The sequence below is a fragment of the Pseudoxanthomonas japonensis genome (assembly GCF_043632995.1).
Lineage (GTDB): Bacteria > Pseudomonadota > Gammaproteobacteria > Xanthomonadales > Xanthomonadaceae > Pseudoxanthomonas_A > Pseudoxanthomonas_A japonensis.
The window spans coordinates 4,057,204-4,081,861 of record NZ_CP171632.1; the positions used below are offsets into that span (position 1 = coordinate 4,057,204).

General features: G+C 68.3%; 16 protein-coding genes. 1 reads left to right on the plus strand and 15 read right to left on the minus strand.

The genetic code is table 11. From position 1 onward, the window contains the following. Positions 1-67: 67 nt before the first annotated feature. The 7 genes from ACGHX3_RS19005 to ACGHX3_RS19035 form a co-directional block, all read right to left on the minus strand. Positions 68-916: an aldose 1-epimerase gene (locus ACGHX3_RS19005; RefSeq protein WP_394695868.1), complete on the minus strand. Its 849-nt coding sequence runs from the start codon at positions 914-916 to the stop codon at positions 68-70. Then, entirely contained in the window at positions 906-1,943 is a 1,038-nt protein-coding gene (locus tag ACGHX3_RS19010) for a glycoside hydrolase family 43 protein (RefSeq protein WP_394695869.1), read from the minus strand. The genes ACGHX3_RS19005 and ACGHX3_RS19010 overlap by 11 nt, the downstream gene beginning before the upstream one ends. A gap of 17 nt (positions 1,944-1,960) precedes the next feature. Continuing rightward, complete coding sequence (locus tag ACGHX3_RS19015) at positions 1,961-3,445, minus strand: MFS transporter (RefSeq protein ID WP_394695870.1); 1,485 nt, start codon at positions 3,443-3,445, stop codon at positions 1,961-1,963. A 60-nt stretch (positions 3,446-3,505) separates the two neighbouring features. Beyond that, a complete protein-coding gene (locus ACGHX3_RS19020) occupies positions 3,506-6,118 on the minus strand; it encodes a glycoside hydrolase family 3 C-terminal domain-containing protein (protein WP_394697333.1) in 2,613 nt (870 codons plus the stop codon). An 80-nt stretch (positions 6,119-6,198) separates the two neighbouring features. Next, positions 6,199-7,962 (minus strand): glycoside hydrolase family 43 protein, encoded by a 1,764-nt coding sequence (locus tag ACGHX3_RS19025; RefSeq protein WP_394695871.1) that lies wholly within the window; start codon positions 7,960-7,962, stop codon positions 6,199-6,201. Continuing rightward, complete coding sequence (locus ACGHX3_RS19030; RefSeq protein WP_394695872.1) at positions 7,959-9,938, minus strand: sialate O-acetylesterase; 1,980 nt, start codon at positions 9,936-9,938, stop codon at positions 7,959-7,961. Before ACGHX3_RS19030 ends, ACGHX3_RS19025 begins: the two co-directional genes overlap by 4 nt. Further along, positions 9,935-12,121: an alpha-glucuronidase family glycosyl hydrolase gene (locus tag ACGHX3_RS19035; protein WP_394695873.1), complete on the minus strand. Its 2,187-nt coding sequence runs from the start codon at positions 12,119-12,121 to the stop codon at positions 9,935-9,937. The genes ACGHX3_RS19030 and ACGHX3_RS19035 overlap by 4 nt, the downstream gene beginning before the upstream one ends. Positions 12,122-12,234: 113 nt before the next feature. Between ACGHX3_RS19035 and ACGHX3_RS19040 the strand changes: the two genes are divergently transcribed. Continuing rightward, positions 12,235-13,296 carry a LacI family DNA-binding transcriptional regulator gene (locus ACGHX3_RS19040; protein ID WP_394695874.1) on the plus strand — a complete coding sequence of 354 codons (1,062 nt, stop codon included), beginning with the start codon at positions 12,235-12,237 and terminating at the stop codon, positions 13,294-13,296. Positions 13,297-13,363: 67 nt separating this feature from the next. Here the strand turns inward: ACGHX3_RS19040 and ACGHX3_RS19045 are convergent, their stop codons facing one another. The 8 genes from ACGHX3_RS19045 to ACGHX3_RS19080 all read right to left on the minus strand — a co-directional run bounded on the left by ACGHX3_RS19045 (position 13,364) and on the right by ACGHX3_RS19080 (position 24,556). Next, on the minus strand, positions 13,364-15,928 hold the full coding sequence (locus ACGHX3_RS19045) for a glycoside hydrolase family 3 protein (RefSeq protein ID WP_394695875.1): 2,565 nt from the start codon (positions 15,926-15,928) through the stop codon (positions 13,364-13,366). Next, on the minus strand, positions 15,925-17,355 hold the full coding sequence (locus tag ACGHX3_RS19050; RefSeq protein ID WP_394695876.1) for a sugar porter family MFS transporter: 1,431 nt from the start codon (positions 17,353-17,355) through the stop codon (positions 15,925-15,927). Before ACGHX3_RS19050 ends, ACGHX3_RS19045 begins: the two co-directional genes overlap by 4 nt. A gap of 83 nt (positions 17,356-17,438) precedes the next feature. Beyond that, a complete protein-coding gene (gene xylA, locus ACGHX3_RS19055) occupies positions 17,439-18,773 on the minus strand; it encodes a xylose isomerase (protein WP_394695877.1) in 1,335 nt (444 codons plus the stop codon). 33 nt (positions 18,774-18,806) lie between these two features. Next, positions 18,807-20,300, minus strand: a complete 1,494-nt coding sequence (xylB, locus tag ACGHX3_RS19060; protein WP_394695878.1) for a xylulokinase — start codon at positions 20,298-20,300, stop codon at positions 18,807-18,809. A gap of 216 nt (positions 20,301-20,516) precedes the next feature. Then, positions 20,517-21,215: a DUF6445 family protein gene (locus ACGHX3_RS19065; RefSeq protein ID WP_394695879.1), complete on the minus strand. Its 699-nt coding sequence runs from the start codon at positions 21,213-21,215 to the stop codon at positions 20,517-20,519. A 17-nt stretch (positions 21,216-21,232) separates the two neighbouring features. Continuing rightward, positions 21,233-22,759: a tryptophan halogenase family protein gene (locus ACGHX3_RS19070; RefSeq protein ID WP_394695880.1), complete on the minus strand. Its 1,527-nt coding sequence runs from the start codon at positions 22,757-22,759 to the stop codon at positions 21,233-21,235. A gap of 14 nt (positions 22,760-22,773) precedes the next feature. After that, positions 22,774-23,826 carry a cupin-like domain-containing protein gene (locus ACGHX3_RS19075; protein ID WP_394695881.1) on the minus strand — a complete coding sequence of 351 codons (1,053 nt, stop codon included), beginning with the start codon at positions 23,824-23,826 and terminating at the stop codon, positions 22,774-22,776. Next, positions 23,798-24,556, minus strand: a complete 759-nt coding sequence (locus ACGHX3_RS19080; protein ID WP_394695882.1) for a SapC family protein — start codon at positions 24,554-24,556, stop codon at positions 23,798-23,800. Before ACGHX3_RS19080 ends, ACGHX3_RS19075 begins: the two co-directional genes overlap by 29 nt. Positions 24,557-24,658 lie beyond the last annotated feature (102 nt).

Consider the following 24,658-nt stretch of genomic DNA (forward strand, 5'->3'; position numbering starts at 1 on the left):
CTCGAGCGCATCTTTATTCTCCAGGGGCGGGAACGAACCGCGTGACGCTCACCAGGCACCGCTCCCGTCATTCGCCGCCCGTACGCCAGGCGAGCTCGAAGGAAAGCCGATGCTGTTGGCCGGGCTGGAGCACGCGCGGCGCAAGCGAGAAGGCATCCGGCGGACCGGTCTGCGGTTCGACGCAGGTCGTATGCGCCGCGGCGTCGTACACAACCCAGTGATCGGTATCGGCGCGCAGGTCGAGACGCTGTCCATCACGCGCCAGCGCGATCTCGCCCTCCGCCACGAAGCAGTCGTCCCACGGACCGGGGACGGGCGCCACACGGGGCAGCGTCGCGATGCCCTCACTGTCGCGCGGATACATCGCAGTGGGGGCGAAGATCAGGCGGTCGGGCTTGCGGAACCACGGATGCCAGCCCAGCACCGCCGGCATCGCTTGATCGTCCGCCTGCACGGCGAGCTGCAGTTGCAGGCGGTGGTCTTCCACGCGTATCGACTGTGTCGTGGTGCCACCGAACGGCCAATAGCCATCGCGCGGAAGCGCCAGCGACAGCGTGGCGTGGTCCGTCTCCAATGTTTCGATCCGCCACGGACGCGAGAAGCCGATGCCATGGATCGCGTGCCCGCCGAAGTTCACCGGCAACGCATGGGTGCGACCGTCGAGATCGAAACGTCCTGCGCGTATGCGTCCGACCCACGGCACCATCGGATAGCAGCCCCAGGCGATGGTCGCGGGCCAGCCGTCATCGGGGCCGATCAGCCAGTCCATGCCGTCATGGCGGATCTGCGCGATGCGGCCGCCAGCTTCCGGTGCAAGCGCGACCTCCAGCCGCCCTGCGCGCAACCAGTGCAACGGACCTGCCGGCATCGGTGCCAGCGCATCGTCCCAGGCAGCGTGACGCGGATCAGCCGCCATAGGGATCGATCGTGCGGATGCGGCCATCCGCCTCGTGGTGCAGCACGGTGCACTTCGCCGTGCGCAGGTGCGTCACGCCGCCGGAGTGCAACGCATCGTGATAGAAGAGATACCACTGTCCGCCGAAGGCACAGATGGAATGGTGCGTGGTCCAGCCGACCACCGGCGTCAGGATCACGCCGCCGTAGGTAAACGGGCCATACGGACTGTCGCCTACTGCATAGCACAACAGGTGGGTGTTGCCGGTGGAATACGACAGGTAATAGCGACCTTCGTGCTTGTGCAGCCACGGGCCTTCGAAGAAGCGGCGGGCATGGTCGTCCGCACGCAGCGGCACGCCCTGCTCGTCCACGATCACGATCTCCCGCGTGGGCTCCGCCAGCGCCTTCATGCCGGCATCCAGTCGCGCCACACGCGGTCCGAGCGCGGGCGCGTCGCCGGTCGGCTCCTCATGCGCGGTGTCGTACGCGTTGTCGCGGTAGCGCTGCAACTGGCCACCCCAGATGCCGCCGAAGTACAGGTAGTGCGCGCCGTCGTCATCCTCGAACACCGCAGGATCGATCGAGTACGTGCCGTCGATCGGCGCCGGCTCCGCGACGAACGGGCCTTCCGGCCGGTCGGCGACCGCCACACCGATGCGGAACAGGCCACCGCCGTCCTTGGCGGGGAAGTAGAGGTAGTAGCGGCCATCGCGATGCGCGGCATCCGGTGCCCACATCTGCTTCTCGGCCCATGGCACGTCGCGCACATGCAGCGCGACGCCGCAGTCGGTGACCTCGCCCTCCGGCGACTCCATGCGCAGCACGTGGTAGTCCTCCATGCCGAAGTGCCCGCCTTCGTCATCGAAGGCGCCGCCACCGTCGATGTCGTGCGAGGGATAGATGTAGAGCCGCCCTTCGAACACGTGCGCCGACGGGTCGGCGGTGTAGATGTGGGTGACCAGCGGCCGGGAGATCGCGCGTTCCGCGAGGCGGTCGAGTTCGACGGCGCGCGGCGTGGCGTCGTCGTGGACGGGTGTGTCGTTCATGGGCAAGGACATGGAGGTCACGCGGCTGCGCCCGCGGTGCGACGGCGCTGGTCGAGCTCGTGTTCGATGCGCGTCTCCATCGGCTTGTCGATCCGATAGAGGAAGAGCAGCGCCACCGCGACCAGGAAGGGAATGGAGCAGTAGACGCTGACGGTCAGGCGGATGCCATCGACGACCGCGGCCGACTGTTCGTCGGCGCCGGCCTGGTAGCCGTAATGCGCCAGGATGCCGGCGACCAGCGCACCGCCGACGCTCAGGCCGATCTTCAGGCCGCACAGCATGGCGGAGAAGATGATGGCGGTGGCGCGACGGTGGTTCTTCCACTCCGAGTAGTCGGCGACGTCGGCGATCATCGCCCACAGCAGCGGGATGGTGATGCCGTAGCAGAAGCCATGCAGCATGAAGGCGCCGAACGCCAGCGCGACCGCGGTGGGCGGGAACACATAGAACGCGAGCAGGAACAGCGTCGACACGAATAACGCACCGCCGAACACGTCACGCTTGCCGAAGCGGTCGGCCAGTTTCCGCGATACACCGATGCCCAGAATCATGCAGAGGATGCCGCTGCCGTTGAACAGGCTGAAGGTGGAGGTGGCGGGATCTTCCGGCCACGTGAAGCCAGCCAGACCCGCGCCGGTCAGCGCCGCGTTCAGGGCGGCGATGAAGCCGTTGAATCCCGAGTCGGCAAGGAAGCCCGCCAGCGCCGCTTCGTGCATGTAGTACTGGAAGTAGTAGATGTACGTGCCGCCCTTCAGCGCCAGGTTGATGAACACCAGCACCGTCAAGGCCAGCATCACCTGCCAGGGGCGGTTGCGCGCCAGGTCCGCGAGGTCCTGCATCACCCCGCCGGACTGCGCCTTCGTCGGCACGATGCGTTCGCGCGTGGTGGCGAAGGTGATCAGGAAGAACGCCGTACCCACCACGGCGAACACGGTCATCACGCGCTCGAAGCCGACCACGCGGTCGCCGTCGCCGAGGATCAGCACCAGCGGCATCAGCAGCACCTGGATGATGAACTGCGCGATCATCACCGCCACGAACCGGTAGGCGGACAGGCTGTTGCGCTGGGCCATGCTGCCGGTCAGCACGCCGCTGAGCGCGGAGTACGGCAGATTGTTCGCCGCATAGACGAGCACCAGCAGGCTGTAGGTCATCAACGCATAGGCGACTTTCCCGCGTTCGCTGAAGTCCGGCGTGCTGAAGGCCAGCAGCGACAGCACGCCGAACGGCACCGCCGTCCACAGGATCCACGGCCGGAACCTGCCCCAGCGTGTCGACGTGCGGTCGGCGGCGATGCCGATCAACGGCGTGAACACGAACGCGCCCAGCAGGCCGACCACGAAGATGATCGTCGCGGCCGTCGCCGCCGGCAGGCGGTAGACATCGGTGTAGAAGAACGCGAGATAGGTGATCAGCGTCTGGAAGATCAGGTTCGCCGCCAGGTCGCCCAGGCTGTAGCCCAGCTTTTCGCGGATCGATAGCGTGTGGTCAGTGCTGGCCATGCGTCGGCTGTCCTGGACGTCGTGGAAAGAAAGAATGCGGGATTATGCGGTGCGTTTCGCTCATTGCGCGGTGACCTCGAAAGGTGCATGCGCGCGGATATCGGCACTGGATCCGCCCACGCGCACCTCGTAGCGACCCGGCGGCACGGTGTAGGCGCCGCGCGCCTGGTCGTAGCGGCGCAGGGCCTGCTGCAGCTCAAGCTCGAACACGACCGTGCGCTGCTCGCCGGCCGCCAGGTGGATGCGCTGGAAGCCGCGCAGCTCCTGCTGCGGATCGTCGGGGCCGGCCGTCAGCGGGCGGACGTACAGCTGCACCACCTCATCGCCCGTCCGCTTGCCCGTGTTCGCCACCTCCACCTGCACGCGCAGGCGACCGTCTGCGGCGACGGTGCGTGCATCGGTGCGCAGGTTGCGGTAGTCGAAGCGGGTGTAGGACCGGCCGTGTCCGAACGCATACAGCGGCGTGCCGCGGAAGTAGCGGTAGGTGCGGCCTTCCATCGTGTAGTCGTCGAACGCCGGCATCGCCTGGTCCGCCGTGTAGAACGTCACCGGCAGGCGGCCGGCGGGATTCGCATCGCCGAACAGCGTCTCGCCCACCGCCGTGCCACCCCGCTGCCCTGGATACCAGGCCATCAGGATGGCCGGCAGGTTCGCCTGCGCCCAGTCCACCGCCAGCGCGGAACCGCCGGTCAGTACCAGCACCACCGGCTTGCCAGTGGCATGCAGCGCTTCCAGCAGAGCGCGCTGCGTGGCGGGCAGGCGCAGGTCGGTCCGGTCGCCACCGGCGAAGCCCGGATAGTTGACCGTCATCTCCTCGCCTTCGACGTCGCCGGTCAGGCCTCCCACGAAGACCACCACGTCGGCGTTGCGGGCGATGTCGAGGGCCTCCTCGAACGGCGGCTTGGCGCCCGGCATGCGCCACGCCAGACGCACGCCGGCATCGCGCTCGGCGTCGTAGTACTCCAGTCGCAGGTCGTAGGCGCGTCCGGCTTCCAGGTCCAGGTCCACGTCATCGCTGCGCAGGCGATCGCTGTTAGTCCAATGGTCGAGCACGCGCTTGCCGTCCACGTACAGGCGGAAGCCGTCATCCGCGGCCGCTTCGATCCGGTAGCGGCCCGACACCGGCGGCAACAGCTGCCCGCTCCAGCGGATGCTGAAGCGGTCGCTCGGCACGCCCTGCCCCGGACCCGCCTCGCCACGCGCCTGCAGGTTGTCGGTCGGCGAACCGCGATCCCAGCGGAAGCCGATCTGCGCATCGGTGCGTACCAGGGCGGGCGGCCCGGACAGGTCCTGCGTGCGGAAGTATTCGCCGCGCAGCCCGCGCTCGGGAGAATCGGCCGACGGCCGCAGGTAGGCGGCCTCGATGAGGGGGGTGGCCGCTGGATCGTCGCGCCCCTCCACCAGGTCCACGCCGCGGGCGTAGCTCACCTCGACGCCCTTTGCGGCATCACGGATGCCCTGCAGGATCGTCACCGGCGCGGCCGGCGTACCGAAGTAGTTGCCGAGCAGCGCCATGGTGTCGTCGGCGGTTGGGCCGACCACGGCGATGCGCTTCAGGTCGCGCGACAGCGGCAGCAGGCCGTCGTTCTTCAGCAGCACCAGCGATTCGCGCGCCGCCTTCAAGGCCAGTGCGTCGTGCGCCGGCGCCTGGTTGACCGAGTACGGAATGCGCGCCCAGCGCACACGCTCGGGCGGATCGAACATGCCCAGCCGCATGCGCGCGGCGAACAGGCGGGTGACCGCGTCGTCGATCTCGGCCTCGCTTATCAGCCCCTGGCGTACGGCGGCGGGCAGCGTGGCGTATTCCTCGCCGCACTCCAGCTCGGTGCCGTTCTTCACCGCCAGCGCCGCCGCTTCCTCGCGGGTGGCGACGATCTTGTGGTGCTTCCAGATGTCGACGATGGCCCAGCAGTCGGAGACTACATACCCCTTGAAGCCCCAGTCACGGCGCAGCACGTCGCGCAGCAGGAACCTGCTGGCACTGGCGGATTCGCCATACACGCGGTTGTAGGCGCCCATCACCGCGTCCACGTCGCCCTCCTTCACCAGCGCTTCGAACGCGGGCAGGTAGGTGTCGTACAGGTCGCGCTTGCTGGGTTTCGCGTCGAAGTGGTGGCGATCGGCCTCCGGACCGCTGTGGACGGCGAGATGCTTCGCGGTCGCGTCCAGCTTGCGATACACGGGATCGTCGCCCTGCAGGCCATGCACGAACGCGACGCCCATGCGCGCGGTGAGGTACGGATCTTCCCCATAGGTCTCCTGTCCCCTGCCCCAGCGCGGATCGCGGAAGATGTTGATGTTCGGCGACCAGAAGGTCAGCCCCTGGTAACGGCCGTGCTGCCCGTCGCGGACGAACTGGTGGTGCTTGGCGCGCGCTTCGTCGCTGATCGTGGTGGCCACCTCCCCCATCAGCGGCACGTCGAAGGTGGCCGCCAGGCCGATGGCCTGCGGAAACACCGTCGCCTGCCCGGCGCGTGCCACGCCATGCAGCGCTTCGTTCCACCAGTCGTAGGCCGGCACGCCCAACCGCTCGATGGCCGGCGCTGCGTTCTGCATCTGCGCGGCCTTTTCCTCCAGCGTCATCTGCGCGACCAACGCCGCGGCGCGCGCCTCGAAGCTGTTCGAGGTGTCGAGCCACGGTTTCGTGTCGGCGGCGTGCGCGGACGGTGCCATCCATGTGGCCACACACAGTGCCAACGCGCACAGAACCGGCGCGACGCGCCGGGCGATGGAAACGGACATCATGGTCTTCATCATTCGCTCCTCTGGGCGCGCTCGTCGCGCGCGTACGGTCCCAGCAGCGCACCGACGAAACCGCCGGCACGGTCGGTACTCAGCACGGTGCCGTCGACCCGGCTGGCCAGCGTCTGCCATCCGCGGCCATCGCCGGCATCGAACGCGAAACCGTAGTCGCCTTCGTCGCCCTCGATCTTCAGGCGGAGCGCACCGGTGGCCCCGACCTCGTGTGTCGCCAGCGTGCGCGTGATGCCGCTGCCGTCGCGTGCTTCCAGGAACACGGCGATGCGATCGCCCGCCGTGCGGCGTACCCCGAGGAAGTACCAGTAGGCCTCGCTCTGGAAGGCGGCCAGTCCCGCGGCCACGCCGGGCACAGGCGCTGTCATCGCGGTGCTGGCCTCGAAGCGCAGGTGCTGCTGGCGACGGCCAAGGAACGCAGGGTTGCGCAGCGTGCCCAGGCCTTCCGCCAGCGGCGTCAGCGCCAGCGAACCGGGACGCGCGGCAAGGTCCGCCCAGGCGGTCTTCGGCACGCGCACGCGCAGCCAGTCGGAGGCGAGCGCCGGGCCATCGAACTCGTCGCGATGTACGAAGTTGCCGGTGGACGGCGCCTGCGGGGCGTCGCCGCGCATCCACGAGGGCGCTTTCACGACATAGGGAATCGTCTGGTCGGCGGGCAGGATCTCCGGCCAGCCATTGCGCCACTGCACGGGCAGCAGATAGGTTTCACGCCCGGTGTTGTAGTGGCGCTGCTGGTAGTTGCGGCTGGCGAGGAACACCGCCCACCACGATCCATCCGGCCCTTCCACCAGATCGGCGTGCCCCGCATTGGTGATCGGCAACGGTCGATCTGCGGGCAGGTCGCGCTGCGTCAGGATGGGATTGCCTGCATACGGCACGTAAGGACCCCATACCTCACGGCTGCGCAGGACGACCTGCGAATGCTGCGGTCCGGTACCGCCTTCCGCATCGGACAGGTAGTACCAGCCCTGGCGCTTGTAGATATGCGGACCTTCGATCCAGATCGGATTCTTCTCCGGCTCCACGCCGCCATCGATCAGCACCTTGCGCGGACCGATCGGCTGGAAGCGCGCCAGGTCGATTTGCTGCATCCAGATGGCGCGGTGGCCGTCGTAGCGCGCCGGTCCCGGCGGCTCGTCGTTGTTGAGCAGGTAGACCTTGCCGTCGTCGTCGAAGAACAGCGACGGATCGATGCCGCCGATGGTCGGCAGCCAGTGCGGATCCGACCACGGGCCGGCGGGGTCGCGCGCGGTGGCGATGAAATTGCCGCCACTGTCGGTGGCCGTGGTGACCACATAGAACACGCCGTCGTGGAACTCGATGGTGGGCGCGAAAATGCCGCGCGACACACTCAGTCCGTCGAAGTCCAGCTGGGTGGGACGGTCGATGACGTTGCCGATCTGCTTCCAGTGCACCAGGTCCGTGCTCTCGAACACGGGAATGCCCGGGAAGTAGGTGAAGCTGGAGTTGACCAGATAGAACTTGCCGTTGGCCGCGACGATGCTGGGATCGGCGTGGAAACCCGCCAGCACCGGATTGCGGTAGTGGCCGGCGGGCAATGGCGCTTCGAACGCCTTGTCGCGACCGCTGTATTCGAACCAGTCGAAGTACACCGGCGGCGCGGCGGGCGACTGTGCATGTACGTGCGCGGCCAGCGACAGCAGAGCCGTGATCAGCACGCCGCGTGCACCGACGTGACGCCCGCGACATGCGCGCGCCTCGCCGTGGTCGTCCTGTGGCTTGCGCAGGGAGAACAGCTTCATCGGGGCACCTCGGGCGTCGTGAGGGAGAGTTCGAAAGGACCGGCCGGCAGTCCGGCGGTGTCGCGCAGCGTGCAGACCGGGCCGTCCGCCCAGCAGTAGCGCACCCGCGTCGCATCGACTAGGTCCGCGCCGCGCAGAACGACGGTGTTCCCTTCGAGCGTGGCGTCTGCGTATCTGCAACGCGCCTGCGCGTCGCAGAGTTCGAAGCCGATGGGGCCGTTCGCGCCGGTTGTCGTCAGCGCACCGGTGACGCCGCCGAACGCGACACGCACGCCGTCGGCGGCGCGCGTCGCCTCATGCACGACCGGGCCGGACGGCGCGAGCGCGCGTTCGCCGTAGACGACATGACGCGCCACGCGTGCCAGGCGTCGGCCCAGTTCCTGCTTGTTCGGGGGGTGGATGTCGTACGCATCACCGATGTCGATGGCGACCACCAGCCCCGAATGCGCGTCTTCGGCGACCACCTGACGCTGCGCCTCGCGCAGCTCCGCCCAGCCGCTGTCGACCGGTGCGCTCGGCGGCATGCCATAGCCGGCCAGTTGCACGACCAGCAGCGGCATGCGGGAACCGAACTGCCGTCTCCAGTCGTCGCGCAAGGTGCGCAACCGTGCGGCATAGGCGGCGCCCTCGCCGGTGTTGGACTCGCCCTGGTACCACAGCATGCCGCGCAGGCCGTAGTCGCCCAGTGGCGCGATCATGCCGTTGTATAGCGTCGACAGGCCGTTCGCGGCCTGCCACGGCGCGCCGGGCGGCGCGTCGTCGCCGGGCGCGAGCTTGTAGCGCCATGACGCATCGAGGGCGACGCGCGTGCCGTCGTCGAAACGCAACGCGTGCGCACTCGCCGGCCCCGCAAGTCCGCCATCGCGATAGGTATCCAGCACGTTCACCACCACCGTGTTGGCGCCCGCCTTCAGCAGACCCGGAGGCAACCGGTAGTGGCGTGGCTCGCCCGCACCGTACTCGCTGCCGACCGCCCTGCCATTCACCCAGGTCATGTCGGTTTCGTCGGCAGGCGCCAGTTCCAGCGTGGCGGACGTCGCGGCCTGCGCCGCCGTCAGCGTCACCTGCGCGCGGTACCAGACCATGCCGTTGTAGTCCGCCAGCGCAGGGACGCCCCAGCGCTCCCATGCGCCGAGCGACGCTGGCGCCTCGCGCCAGCCGGCATCGGGGGCATCGGACCGCCATGGCCTGTCGCCGGCTACGGCGCCGGGGCGCGTGGTCCACCAGCGCTCCCAGTGCCGTCCCCATTGCGCCAGCGCCGCCGCGGGATCGTGTGCGTAGAGCGCCAGCACATCCAGCGCCTCCTCCGCGCCCCCGCCCGCCCGCAGAGCATCCGCACCGGTCCAGGCCTCGATGCGCGACCCGCCCCACGCGGCCTGGATGAGCCCCATCGGCACATCGACCGTCTTCTGCAGTTCGCGTGCGAAGTAGAAGCAGGCAGCGGAAAAGTCGCGCACCGTCTCCGGCGATGCGACCTTCCACGCAGTAGCACTCGGGAACGTGGCCTGAGGCATCACCGCCGCCACCTGCGGCACGGTGAACAAGCGGATCCGCGGGTGCGACGCCGAGGCGATCTCGCTGCTGGCGTCGAGCGCCCGCCAGACCGGAAGTTCCATGTTCGACTGCCCCGAGCACAGCCACACGTCCCCGATCATCACGTCGCGCACGACCTGCATCGCCTGCCCTGCCCTGGCCACGAGCTCGTAGGGGCCACCGGCCGCCGCCGGCCGCAGTGTCGCGCGCCAGCGACCGTCTGTTCCGGCCTGCGTCGTGACCGTCTCGCGCGCAAGGGTGACGCTGACCGTTGCGCCTGCATCGGCGGTACCCCATACCGGGATCGGGCGCTCCCGCTGCAGCACCGCGTGGTCCTGGAACAGCGCGTGCAACAGCGGCGCATCCTGTGCGCGTGCACCACCGCCGATGAACAGTAACGCGAGCGCCAGGGTCTTGCCTGCCAGCGTGATAGCACGACTCATCGCCCATCCCCCGGCGCGAACGGGAACTGCAGCGACTCGTAGTACGCTAGCGGATGCGCGGGCGGCTCCTCCCCGGCCGGCAGTGCGCGTCCGTTGAGCGACTGGAAGTAGGCGACGCTGGCGTCGCGCCACCACTGCGCCTCATTGCGCTGGATGCGCAGGAAGGCGGCGACGTGCCGGTGGCGCTCGGCATCCACCCGGCCCTGCAGTCGGTCCCATGTCGCCTGCATCGCCTCGACGCTGCGCACACCACGCGTGTAGCGATGGACCAGTTCATCCCACAGCGGACGCCCGGACCCCATACGGTGCTCCCACGGCACGTGGTGGAACCACAGCAGCAGCGAGTCCGGCACGCGCTCCACGTCGGCGAACACGTCCGCCACATCAGCCGCGTACTGCGCCACGGCATCGCTGCCGTGCGACGTGCGGTCGAAGCCGATGCCGTCGCGGTCGGCACGGTGGTAGTACACCGAGGTCCAGTCCGCACGCGGTCCCCCATCGACCCACGGACCCGGCCCGTAGTGGTGGCCACGCGCCATCACGTGGTGCAGGCCCAGCGGCGTCATGTAGTCCACGGCCGCCTCGCGCGAGGCCATCATCATGTCGACGACCGGCGCCACCACGTCGGGATCGCGCGAGAACGTCATCGCTACCCAGTCGGCCGCGATGTCGCGCGCCGACTGCCGCGGATTCCAGGCCAGCCGGCCGAACGCATACCAGTTCGCCTGGTCGAAATGCGATCCGCTCCAGGTACGGTCGTCGCCGATGTTGGCGACGCCGGCGATGCCGGACAGCGCATGGCCGTCCAGCGAGCCGTCGATCACCCGCGCGACGGTCGAACCGGGACCGCGCGCATGGGTGTCGGCGTGCAGGACTTCTTCGTACAGCGGCCCCAGGTAGACCAGGTGCGTCGCGAAGCCGAGATATTCCTTGGTGATCTGGAACTCCATCATCAACGGCGTGCGCGGCATCGCGCCGAACAGCGGGTGGAACGGCTCGCGCGGCTGGAAGTCGATCGGCCCGTTCTTCACCTGCAGCAGCACGTTGCGGCGGAAGGCGCCGTCCAGCCCGACGAACTCGTTGTACGCCTGCCTGGCGCGGTCCTCCGGCACGTCGTGCGCGTAGACGAAGGCGCGCCACATCACCACGCCACCATGCGGCGCCAGCGCATCGGCCAGCAGGTTGGCGCCGTCGGCGTGCGAACGTCCGTAGTCCTGCGGACCGGGCTGGCCTTCCGAGTTGGCCTTGACCAGGAAGCCGCCGAAATCCGGAATGAACGCGTAGATCTCGTCCGCCTTGTTCCGCCACCAGCGCTGCACGTCGGGATCGAGGGGATCGGCCGTCGCGAGCCCGCCGATCTCGATGGGTGCACTGAAACGCGCACTCAGGTACACGCGTATCCCGTACGGGCGGAACACGTCCGCCAGCGCCGCCGCCTTGCGCAGGTAGTCCGGCGACAGGCTCAGCGCGTTCGCATTGACGTTGTTGAGGACGCTGCCGTTGATGCCGAGCGAGGCATTCGCCCGCGCGTAGTCGATGTAGCGCGGGTCCTGCCAGTCCGGCAGCGTATGCCAGTCCCACAGCGAGCCGCCGGCATAGCCGCGCTCCACATAGCCGTCGAGGTTGTCCCAATGGTTGAGCACGCGTCGGGCGATCGCCGGCGACTCGCGTACCTCCAGCCGATCGAGCGACGCGCCCGTCTGCATCAGGCGCAGCAGGTGGAAGACGCCGTACAGCACGCCGACGTCGTCGCGCGCAGCCACGACGATCACATCGCGTTCGCCGATCCGTGCGGACCGGAGCAGATAGCCCTGGTCGCCCAGTGCCTGAAGGTCACGACGGAACGGTGCGACCCAGGGCGACGACTGCGGCGTGCCCAGGACGAACGCACCACCGTCGCCAAGCGTGGTGCGCAACCGGGGCGTGACGCCCAGCAGGCCGGCCAGACCGCGCTCCAGTTCCTCGCGCGCGACGCGCTGGGTAGCGGTCCGGTCGGGCGCGACGATCTCCTTCGCGTGGGCGCGATACCCGCCCGCCGATGTGGCGTCGACCGGCACGTAGCGCATCCACAACGCGTAGCCGTCTTCCGCCCATGCGGTGCCGGTGCATGCCCACAGGGCCAATGCCATGGCCAGCCGCCAGCCTCGACGCCGGTCGCCCAACCCGGAGGTTAGCGGTAACATTCCAATGTCCGGGGGACAGGCGGGCGCGAACTGTTCCATCATCCCGCCAGATGCCGATGCCGGACCGGCCGGCCGCCATCTGGCGGCGCCACCGTAGAAGAAGGGAACGTGTAGTGGACAAGCCGAAGAAGTCGATCCGCCGCAAGACCAGCGGCGTGACGATCGACGAGGTGGCCGCCCGGGCCGGCGTGTCGCCCATGACCGTGTCGCGGGTGATCAACAACCAGGGCAAGGTCCGCGACGCCACCCGCGAACGCGTCATGCGCGCCGTGCGCGAGCTGGGCTACACGCCCAACCTGGCGGCCAGTTCGCTGGCCGCCGCGCAGCACACGCGCATCGCGCTGATCTATACCAACCCCAGTGGCGCCTACCTGCGCGAACTGCTGGTCGGCCTGCTGCGGGTCGCGTCCCGCACCGCGATCCAGCTGGTGGTCGACTACTGGGACGACCTGGATACCGAATCCGAGCGCAAGGCCGCCCATGCATTGGGTGCGCGCGTCGACGGCGTGATCCTGCCGCCGCCGCTGTGCGAATCGCGTGCAGCAGTAACGGAGCTGGTGAAGGCCGGTGTTCCCGTGGTCGCCATCGCGTCGGGCCGCTTCAGCGACGAGATCTCCTGCGTGCGGATCGACGACTTCCGCGCCGGCAGAGAGATGGCCGAACACCTCATCGAACAGGGCCACAGCCGCATCGGCTTCATCCGGGGACGCAGCGACCTGAGCGCCAGTTCGCGCCGCTACGATGGCTTCGTCACCGCGCTGCATGAGGCTGGACTCGAAGTGGATAGCGACCTCGTCCAGCAGGGCGACTACACCTACCGCTCCGGGCTGAAGGCCGCCGAGAAACTGCTCGCGCACCGCAAGCCGCCGACCGCGATCTTCGCCAGCAACGACGACATGGGCGCGGCGGCGATCTCGGTGGCGCATCGGCGTGGCCTGGACGTGCCGCGCGACCTGTCGGTCGTGGGCTTCGACGACACCTCGGCCGCGACCACGGTCTGGCCGGAACTCACCACCATCCACCAACCGATCGCGTCGATGGCGAATACGGCCATCGACATCCTGCTGCGCAGCATCCGGCGCAAGTCCGACAGTACGCGCGTGTTGATGGATCACGTGGTGCCGCACCGGCTGGTCACCCGCGACTCGGTGGCGGCGCCGCCGAAGCGCCGATAGCGCACCACGGGTCATCACCGCGAGCCCTCCCTGCGGACATGAGGGGCGGACGGCGAGGCCGCAGTGGTTACGCGTCCGGGCATGCGACGGTGGCCTCGGCTTCGTTCAATGCACCCAGCGCCACGCGCGACACCGAGACCGTCATCGCGCCCGCCGTACCGATGGACCACGGACGGTCCAGCTTGGCGACATCGGCACCCGCCTTGGCCAGGCACTTCAGCGGCACGCCCACACGCGTCCACTGGCCGACCGGCAGCTTGGCCAGCGTCGGCGCCAGCGCCACGCGCGCGGTGCAGCCGGTGCCGCAGCCGACCGACAGCCAGGCCTCGGCGGTCGGGGCGGCGTCCACGCGCAGCGTCGTCAGCAGCATCACATCGCCATTGCTCTCGCGCTGCAGGTCCAGCGCCGTATGCGACTGCAGCGCCGCGACCGCCTCGCCCTTGCCGGACCACGCCAGACGACGTCCGTCTTCCTGCGCCTGATGATCCACGCCGGTGACCTTCAGCAGATCGCCGTCCAGCGCGTCCGGCACCTTGGTGACCGTCACGCCCTGGCCATCGGCGGTTTCCAGCCGCAGCGCCATGCCCGACCCGGCATCGCCGCGTGCGAAGAACACGCCGCTCGCGCCCTCGTCGCCGGTCACGCCGGACTCTTCCGGCAGCGCCGCCAGGTCGCCCTTGTCGGCATAGGTCAGGCCGAAGCCGAAGGCGAACAGCGGGTCGTAGCCCGCCTGCCCCACGTTGTTGGCGTACTGCACCGCCGTGCGCGGCCAGCTGAAGCTGAGCTTGCCCTTGAAGTCGTGCTGCACGCTGCCATCGGGCTTGCGCAGCAGTACGTCGGCGATGCCCGCGCCTTCCGAGCCCGGCAGCCAGGCGGCCAGGAACGCATCGGACGCATTGATCTCGCGGTTCACCCACAGCGGGCGACCGCTCAGGAACACCGCGACCACCGGGATGCCCTCGGCCTTCAGGCGCTTGAGCAGCGCCAGGTCGGCCTCGTCGCCCGGCTTGTACGCCAGCGTCTGCAGGTCGCCCTGGAACTCGGCATACGGGTTCTCGCCGAACACGACCACCGCCACGTCCGGCTTCTGCGTGTATTTGCCGTCGACGGACAGGATCGCCTCGCCGCCGGCCGCCTTGGCCTGCTGCGCGATGCCCTCGTAGATCGTGTCGGCGTTGGGGAAGTCCTTGCGCGTGGTGCCGGTGCCCTGCCAGTTGAGCGTCCAGCCACCGGCCTGCTTGCCGACATCGTTCGCGCCATCGCCGGCCACCAGGATGCGCTGCTTGGGCGAGATCGGCAGCACGCCGCCCTGGTTCTTCAGCAGGACCAGCGATTCGCGCACGGCCTGGCGTGCGATGGCGCGATGCTCCGGCGCACCGAGCAGGGCGAACTGCCCGCCCACCGCACGCGAGGACGGCTTGCCCGCTTCGAACAGCCCCAGGCGGAACTTCACCCGCAGGATCCGGCGTACCGCATCGTCCAGCCGTGCCTGGCTGATCGTGCCGGCCTTCACCGCCGCCAGCGTGGTCTCGTAGAAGCCCTTCCAGCTGTCCGAGGCCATCGCCATGTCCAGGCCAGCGTTGATGGTGGCCGGACAGTCGGTATTCGTGCAGCCCTTCACCTGGCCGTGGCCGTTCCAGTCGCCGACCACGAAGCCGCCGAAGGCCATGCGGCCCTTCAGCGCGTCGGTCAGGTACGGCTTGTGGCCATGCATCTTCTCGCCGTTGACGCTGTTGAACGAGGCCATCGCCGTCTGCGCGCCGGCCGCGATGGCCGGCGGATAGCCGGCGGCGTGGATGCGCACCAGCTCGGCCTCGCTGATCTTCGTATCGCCCTGGTCCTTGCCGTTCGTGGTGCCGCCGTCGCCGAGGAAGTGCTTGACCGAGGCGATCACGTGGCGGCCATCGAGGAAGTCCGGCGAGCCGACCTTGCCCTGCAGGCCTTCGACCACGGCGGCCGAGTAGCTGGCCACCACGTCCGGCGACTCGGAATAGCCCTCATAGGTGCGGCCCCAGCGGTCGTCCTGCGGCACCGCCACGGTGGGCGCGAAGGTCCACTCCATGCCGGTGGCGCGCGTCTCCAGTGCGGTGATCTCGCCGATCCGGCGCAGCAGCTCGGGATTGCGCGCCGCGCCCAGGCCGATGTTGTGCGGGAACAGCGTGGCGCCGACGATGTTGCTCTGCCCGTGCACGGCATCGATGCCGAAGATGATCGGGATGGCCTTGCCGCCCTGCGAGGTGTCCATCGAGGCCTCGTAGAACGCATCGGCCAGTGCCAGCCACTCGGCCGGCGAGGCGTCGTAGCGGCCACCGGGGTCGGAGTTGCCGCCGGCCAGGATCGAGCCGAGGCGGTACTTGCGGATGTCATCCGGCGTGATGCTGGCTATGTCGCCCTGCACCAACTGGCCGACCTTCTCCTCCACCGTCATGGTGGCCATCAGCTCGGTGATGCGCTGCTCCAGTGCGGCATCCTCGGCCAGCGGCCAGGCGACCTGCGGCCATGGGTTGGCATCCGCAGCCGCCGGAGCCGCTGCCTTGTCCTCGCCCTTGCACGCACCGAGCGCGATCACGAGCGCTGCGATCAGCACACCGCTGCGCACGCGCAGGGAACTCCGGTTCGTCATCGTCTTCATCCTTCCATCTGCTCCAGTTCCTTGCCCTTGGTCTCGTGCACGTACTTCATGACGAAGACGACCGAGGTCGCAGCGGCCAGCGTGTACAGGCCATAGGCGCCGGCCAGACCGATGCCGGTAAGGAGCATCGGGAAGGTCCAGGTGATCAGGAAGTTCGCACCCCACTGCGCCAGGCCGGCTACCGCCAGGCCCGACCCGCGAATCTGGTTGGGGAACATCTCGCCGAGCATGACCCACATCACCGGGCCCCAGGACAGGTTGAAGAACACCACGTAGAGGTTGGCCGCCACCAGCGCGAGCACGCCCATGTCGTCGGACAGCTGCAGTTTGCCGGCCGCATCCAGGGTGCCGGTGGAGAAGGCGAAGGCCACCAGGCCCAGCGTCACCGCCATGCCCGCCGACCCGACCCAAAGCAGCGGCTTGCGTCCCACCTTGTCCACCAGCAGCATCGAGACGATGCAGGCGCCGATGCTCAGTGCACCGGAGATGACATTGATGAGCAGCGCATCGCTCTCGGAGAAGCCGACCGCCTGCCACAGCACCGCGCCGTAGTAGAAGACGACGTTGATGCCGACCAGTTGCTGGAACGTCGCCAGGCCAATGCCGATCCAGACAATCGGGCGCACCTTGCCGGTGGCCTTGTTGAGCAGATCCGACAGCCGCGGTGCATGATGGTCCGCCGCGAGCGAGGCTTCGATCTCGGCCTGCTTGCGCGGCCCATCGACGCCACCGTAAAGCCGTGTCAGTACGGCCAGCGCCTGCGCCTGCCTGCCCTTGGCCACGAGATAGCGCGGACTCTCTGGAATGAACAGCAGGGCCACCAGGAACAGTCCGGCCGGCAGGATCTCCACCCAGAACATCCAGCGCCACGCTTCATGGCCCAGCCACAGCGGAGCCAGCGAGGAACTGGCGAACCTGGCCAGGAAGTAATTGCTGAGGAACGCCGCGAACAGACCCGAGATGATCGCAATCTGCTGCACCGTGGCCAGCCGGCCACGGTAACGCGCGGGCGAAACCTCACTGATGTACGCGGGCGACATCACGCTGGCACCACCGACGGCGAAGCCACCGATGACCCGGTACACGACGAACTCGATCGATGACGTTGCGATGCCCGATCCCCACGCCGACACGAGGAAGAACACCGCAGACCACAACAGCATCGTCCGCCGTCCGTAACGATCGGCGAGCGTACCCGCGAACCAGGCGCCGATCGCACAGCCAAGCAACATGGACGCCACGTTGAAACCGGTCACCGCCGCATCGGATCCGAACGCCGCCTTGAGTCCGTCGACCGTGCCGTTGATGACCCCGCTGTCGAAGCCGAACAGGAACCCCCCGATCGTCGCCACCAGGCTGATCAGGATGATGAAGCGGGTGTTCTCGCCACCGGCGACGTGGCCGCCTTCAAGCGTGGTGCTGTTCATTCGTTGCGCCCCTCCAGGCTTCGAATCCACCTGCTGCCAATGCCTCCGCCCGAATCAGGCGGGCGGAAGCCGTCATCACGCGCTCAGCGCAGCAGGTACTGGTTGAGCAGGTTCTCGTAGCGCTCCTGCTTGCCGCTGACCTGCGTCGGCTCGCCCAGCTGCGTGGCCAGCGTGGCCAGGCCGGCCAGATCCAGTGCGCCGGTCTCGAAATCCCTGCCCTTGCCGGTATCGAAGCTGGCATAGCGCTCGCGGCGCCACTGCTCCCACGGCGACTCGGTCAGCAGCGCATGTGCCACTTCCAGACCGCGGGCGAACGCGTCCATGCCACCGATGTGGGCGATGAACAGGTCTTCCAGATCGGTGGACTCGCGGCGCACCTTGGCATCGAAGTTCAGGCCGCCTTCCAGCCCGCCCTGACGCAGCACGACCAGCATCGCGCCGACGGTGTCGTACAGGTCGGTGGGGAACTGGTCGGTGTCCCAGCCGTTCTGCGCGTTGCCGCGGTTGGCGTCGATGCTGCCCAGCAGCCCATGGTCGGACGCGACCTGCAGGTCGTGCTCGAAGGTATGGCCCGACAGCGTGGCGTGGTTGGCCTCGATGTTGAGCTTGAAATCCTTCTCCAGCCCGTGCTCCTTCAGGAAGCCGGCCACGGTGGCGCTGTCGAAGTCGTACTGGTGCTTCATCGGCTCCATCGGCTTGGGCTCGATCAGGAAGTTGCCGGTCAGCCCGATGCTGCGACCGTAGTCACGTGCCATGGTCAGGAAGCGGGCGAAGTGCGCGACCTCGCGCTTCATGTCGGTGTTGACCAGCGAGGCATAGCCTTCGCGACCGCCCCAGAACACGTAATGCTCGCCACCCAGCTCGACCGTGGCCTCCAGTGCCGCCTTGACCTGCACGGCAGCACGCGCCACAACGGCGAAGTCGGGATTGGTCGATGCACCGTTCATGTAGCGCGGGTGGGAGAACAGGTTGGCCGTGCCCCACAGCAGCTTGATGCCGGTGGCGTCCTGGCGCGCCTTGGCCAGGCCGACCATGTGCGTGAGGTTCTTCTGGTACTGGCCGATGTCCTCGGCATCAGGCGCCAGGTCGATGTCGTGGAAGCACCAGTACGGCACGCCCAGCTTGGTGAAGAACTCGAAGGCCGCATCGACCTTGGCCTCGGCCGTGGCCATCGGGCTGCCCGCTTCCCAGGGGAAGTGGCGCGTACCCGGACCGAACGGGTCGTGGCCGGCATTGCAGAAGGTGTGCCAGTAGCAGACCGCGAAGCGCAGGTGCTCCTGCATGGTCTTGCCGCCGATCTTCTTCTGCGCGTCGTAGACCTTGAACGCCAGTGGGTTGTCCGAGCCGCGCCCTTCGAAGGGAATGCGGCCGATGCCGGGGAAGTATTCCTGGGCGCCGATGAAGGGTTGGGTGCTCATGGTGCGTAATCCTGTGGGTGTGCGTGGGGGACGTCAGCCGCGCTGCAGCGGGGTGACGGCATCGAGGTACTGGAGGAAGCGGCGATAGGCCGCCGCGTAAGCCGGTGCGCGGGACGGATCGGGCGTGGTGGACAACGCGGGATCGACGGCCACGTGGGTGCGGGCGATATCGGCGATGGACGCGCCCTCGCCACCGGCGCGTCCGATGGCCCACAGCGCCTGCAAGGCCGCGCCGAAGGCCGCGCCTTCGGACTGCGCCGGCACATCGACCGGCAGGCCGAACACATCGGCCACCAGCTGGCGCCAGGCCGCGCTGTTGCTGCCGCCGCCGGTCAGCACGATGCGATCGAAGGCCATGCCGGCCCGCACGAAGGAATCGAAGCCGTACTTCAGGCTGTAGGTCGCCCCTTCCATCGCGGCGCGGTAGAGATGCGCCGGCGAGAAGTTCGTCGGATCCAGCCCGGCCAGCACGCCCTTGCCCAGCGGCAGGTCGGGCGTGCGCTCGCCGTTGAGGAAGGGCAGCATCACCAGCCCGTCGGCGCCGGGCGAGGTGGCGTGCAGGTGCGCATCGCCTTCGCGCGTACTGAAGCCGAAGGCCTTGGCCACCTGCTCGGTGGCCACGGTGCAGTTCATCGTGCAGATCAACGGCAGCCAGCCACCGGTGGAGGAGCAGAACGCGGCCCAGGCACCGGCCGGATCGACCACCGGCGTATCGGAATAGGCGAACAGCGTGCCCGAGGTGCCCAGGCTCATCGCCAGGCGGCCTTCTTCCACGCACCCCGTGCCGATGGCGGCCATCATGTTGTCGCCGCCACCGACGGCGACCTTCACCGTGGCCGGCAGGCCGAGCTGCGTCGCCATGGCCGGATCGATATCGAACAGCGCGTCCGGGGCGGCGATCGGCGGCAGGCAGTCGGCCAGGTCGCGGTCCGCATCGGTCGCACGCAACAGGTCCTTCGACCACGTGCGCGTGCGTACGTCGAGCCAGCCGGTGCCGGAGGCATCGCCCCACTCGCAGAAGCGTTGGCCGGTCAGCACGAAGTTCAGGTAATCGTGCGGCAGCAGGATGGTCGCCAGCCGGGCGTAGGCCTCGGGCCGGTGCGTCTTCGTCCACGGCAGCTTGGAGGCGGTGTAGCCGGCCAGGATCGGGTTGCCGGCCAGTTCGATGGTGCGTTCGGCACCGCCAAGGCGGTCCATGATCTGCGTGCACTCGGCCGTGGTGATGGTATCGCACCACAGCTTTGCCGGGGCCAGCACCTGGCCGTGTCCATCCACAGGCACGAAGCCGTGCTGCTGGCCCGATACCGCCAGCGCGACGACGCCCGCGCGCACGGCGGGATCGATACAGTCGAAGCAGGTCCGCATGGCGGCGACCCAGTCGGCCGGTTGCTGCTCGCGGCGGCCGTCCTCGCCACTGATCAACTCGAGCGGCACGCTCGCCGTCGCCACGAGCCCGCGCGTGGCCGGGTCGTAGACCACCACCTTCAGGCTCTGCGTGCCTGCGTCGATACCGGCGACCAACTCCATCGAACCTGCCTCCGACCCACAAAAAGTTAGCGCTACCATTCTGGCCGTTTAAAAAAGGGAACCGACCTGCCGCTCCCTTTTTCTCCCGCACGGCGGGGTGACCGCGCCGTGTTGCCGCACTGTAACCACGAGCGGCGGAAAAAGCCTGCTGCGCCGCAAAAACCGCCTGCCGGCGCCGCGCCACCGGCCGTGGCCCACGGCCATCCGCCGCGTGCGTCAGTGCACAACGTCGATGAAACTGTTGATCGACAGCCGTCCCTGCAGCGGATCCGTCGGAAGCGCCCGGTCGTTGCCGATCCTTCCCGAGTGCAGCGAATTCCGCCGGTAGACCACCAGCCGGTTGAAGACCCCTTCGACGTCGGCGACGCGCTCGAACAGCGGGCTATCGCCGTCGATGTAGCCACCACGCTGCGCGGCGTCCTCGCGGCTCTCCTGCGACAGGCACGCGAAATAGGCCGTGTGCCGGCTCTCGTCGATGTACTCGAAGCCGCTGCGCCGGTGCCGGTAGAAATCCGTGCCACCCCACGGCGTCCGGAACAGGTAATGCACGGTGGCCAACCCCTCTCCGCTCACCGAATCGATGTGCGGCACGCGCTGCAGGAAATGCAGGCTCTCGGGCGCCTGGGTCACCAGCGAGAAATGGCACATGGGGAACACGAAGCGGCCCGGCGACATGCCGAACGCCTCGCGCAGCAGCGGGTTCAATGCGGTCTCCAGAAACCGCTGGTACGACGGCGGCGCCGGCGCACGCAGTCCGGGGAACATGGTCGGCATCTTCTCGAACGACCGGCTGGCGGCCTTGCGCAGCAGGCGATCGGGATCGGCCACCAGATGGTCGACGACCAGCAGCGGCGCACGCTCGCGCCCGATGACGCGATGCTGGACCCGCAGCTCCGGATGCGGCGTCAGGATCATGCGCCTGTCGTCGGTCGCTACGCCGGCACCGGGCGCGAAGGCCACACGCCGGGTGCGGCCTTGCAGTACTGCTCGATGAACGCCTGCTGCGATGGCATCTGCGCGACCGCGCGCTCGATGGGCTGGCGGATCGAGGCCAGCAACGTGCGCAGGTCATCATCGGACAGCCCGCGTGCGAGCGGGTGCGGCGGACCGGGCTGGATGCCCTGCCCCAGCAGCACGTGGGTCCACGAATCCACGCGGAAGAGTTCGTCCGGGTCCTGCCACGCGTGCGCCCGCTCGCGCCAGGCGCGCAGGCGGATCTCCAGCGAATCCGGCAGCGCCATCTCGCGACAGGCCTTCCACATCGGCTCGTCGCGCTGGGTGGCGTGGTAATGCAGGATGATGAAATCGCGCACGTGCTCCATCTCTGCGCGGCTGACCTCGTTGAACAGGTCCGCCAGCGACGAGGCGATACCGTCGAACGGGAACAGTTGCACCAGCCTCACGACGGCGCTGATCGTCAGGTGGATGCTGGTCGACTCCAACGGCTCGATGAAACCGCTGGCCAGGCCCAGCGCGACCACGTTGCGGTTCCATGCCTTCAACCGTCGCCCGGTACGGAACGGCACCAGCCACGGCTCGCGCAACGCGGGCGCGCCGACATCGCGCAGCAGCTTGGCACGCGCTTCGTCGTCGGACATGTGGCGGCTGGAGAACACCAGCCCGCAGCCCACCCGATGCTGCAGCGGGATATGCCAGCGCCAGCCGGCCTCGTGCGCGATGGCGCGGGTGTACGGCACCGGCGGGCCCACCGATTCTGTCTGCACGGCAACGGCGCGGTCGCTCGGGAGCCATTCGTTCCAGTCTTCATAGCCGGTATGCAGGGTCTGTTCGATCAGCAACCCGCGGAACCCGGTGCAATCGATGAACAGGTCGCCTTCGATGACCTGGCCGTCCTCCAGTTCAAGCGCCTGCACGTTGCCGTCCGCATGCTGCCTGACCTCGCGGATCTTGCCTTCCACACGCCGCAGGCCATGGCCCTCTGCGATGCGGCGCAGGAACTTCGCATACAACCCGGCATCGAAGTGGTACGCGTAATTGACCTGCGGCTGGGTCTGCAACGAGAACTGGTCGCCGCGCGAGGCCAGCGTTTCCAGACAGAAGTCGCCCAACTCCGACGGCATGCCACGGCGCAGGCTGTCCAGCCAGAAATGGTGGAATGCGGCCGCCCACGTGCCCTGCCCGGTGATGCCGAACGGATGGATGTAGCGTTCACCGGGACGGCGCCAGTTTTCGAACGAGATCGATAGTTTGAAGGTGCCCGCGACGGCGCGCAGGAACTCCTGCTCGTCGATCTTCAGGAAGCGGTGGAACGTACGGATCGGCGGCACGGTGGATTCGCCCACGCCGACGGTGCCGATCTGCTCGGACTCGACCAGGGTGATCTCGAGCCGGTCGCGGAACTGGTGCGACAGCGCACACCCGGCCAACCAACCGGCGGTTCCGCCGCCGGCGATCACGACCCTGCGGATGCGTGCTTCTGGTGTGGTTGCAGAATCCAATGCGGTTGCCCCCGTCAGCGGTTGAGTCGGTTCAGCAGCATGGCGCGGATGCGTCGCGCCTGCGTTTCGTCGATCGGCGCTAGCAGGTCGCGCGCCTGTTCCGGCAGATGCGCCCCGGCCTGACCGGCGTCGCCGAACACGTAGTACTCGAAGAGCTTCGCCCACGCCTGCTTCTCGCGGGCGGGCAGGTCGCGCAGCGTCCACATCGCATGGTGCAGCGCTGGCAACGGCGATGAGAGGAACGCGGGCGAGCTGCGCCACCAGTAGTTCAGCAGCACGTTGAAGGGCGCCAGGCTGCGCACGTGGTGCCACCACATGCTGGGAATGAAGATCGCATCGCCCGGCTCCAGCAGCGCGGTGCGCGCGGTCGCAAGCGCATCGCGGAACCGCGGATGGCGATCGAAGTCGGGCGCTTCGAAATCGACCGTGCTGACGACCTGCCCGCCGGGCGTGGGATCGAACGGGCCAGGGTAGAGATTGTCGATCTGCTCCGGCGGAAACAGCGTGAAGCGTCGGCTCCCCACCAGGCAGCAGGCGAGGTTTTGGGGCGCATCGAAATGGCAGGACGCCACCACCCGGTTGCCGATCCAGATGCTCGCAGGCGCGTCGATCCCGTTCGCGGCCAGCGGCAGGCCGTTGTCCTGTGCGAAGCCCGGCAGCGCACGCTCGACCAGCAGCGAGGCCACGTAATACGTCGGCGGATGGGGATCCTCGAGATGGTCCGCGATCCCGTCCAGCACCTCGGCAAGCGGCGCACGCCGCACCTCGAAATTGAGGCGGGTGAAATCTTCGCTGTAGAACGGGCGCCCCGCGATCCCGGGACCGCCGAAGGAGTACTGCACCGGCATGCCGGCGTCGAAACGGCGGAGATAGGTCATCGCGTCGTGCACGGAGTGCGCGCCCGCCTGCACGAGGCCCGTCTCACGCGCGATTCCCTTCAACACCACCGGCTCGCCTTCCGCCAGCAGCATCTCCAGTGGCAACGCATCCGCGCGGATGCCCTCCAGGATGCGTATCGGCGTCCCCTCCGCCACGGCGTCAGTCCTTGCCTGGCATCGTGGCGGCATCCTGTAGCCGCAGACGACGCTGCTTCTCGGCCATCAGGCGGCGCACGTTATGCAGCGATGCCAGCATCAGGTACACGCCCTCCAGATACCCGGCGCGATGCAGCGCCGACAGCGTCGCGTCATCCAGCGCAGCCAGGCGTTCGCGGTCGATGCCGTGCAGGCCGTTGACCGCGACGCGGTGCCGCTCATCCACCTGCACATCCAGTTGCACGGGTTGTATCAATCCGGCCGCGTCGAGCGCCGCGAACATCGCCGCACCGTAGGCGATGCCTTCATGGACGCCACGCAGGACGCCCGCGATATGGTCGAGATAGGGCGTCGTGCCGCCCTGGGGGAGGAAGACCGGTTCCCCGCTCCGCATCGTCACTCGCGGATGCTCGAGGTCGACGTGCATCACCGGTTCCTGTCGGAGCTCGCCCTCGCTGCGCTGCTCCTGGAACCCGATCAGGAACGGACCCTTCGCCACCGCACCGGGCAGATAGGTGGCATTCCATCCGCCGTCCTGCAAAAACAGATTCTCGCGTTGTTCGAACCCCAGCAGCGCCACGGACTGCCACTCACCGGTGGCGGCGTCCTTGCGCAGGAAGATCGGATATTCGCGCTGCAGTTCGGCGAACTCGCTGGGAAACGCCGGCACCATGCCCACGTCGTCGCCGAATTCGGGGCCGAAGCCGGTCGCCACGCGCAGGTCGCGGTGGGCGACGTTGTTGAGGAGCTCGTACCGGGCCATCGTCGTCTGCATTCCCATCCCAAGGTGCGCCGTCATGTTACCGCCCGCGCCGCTGCACGGAACCCTCTTGTGCCCGGAAAAAAGGACCGCTGCTCGCGCAGC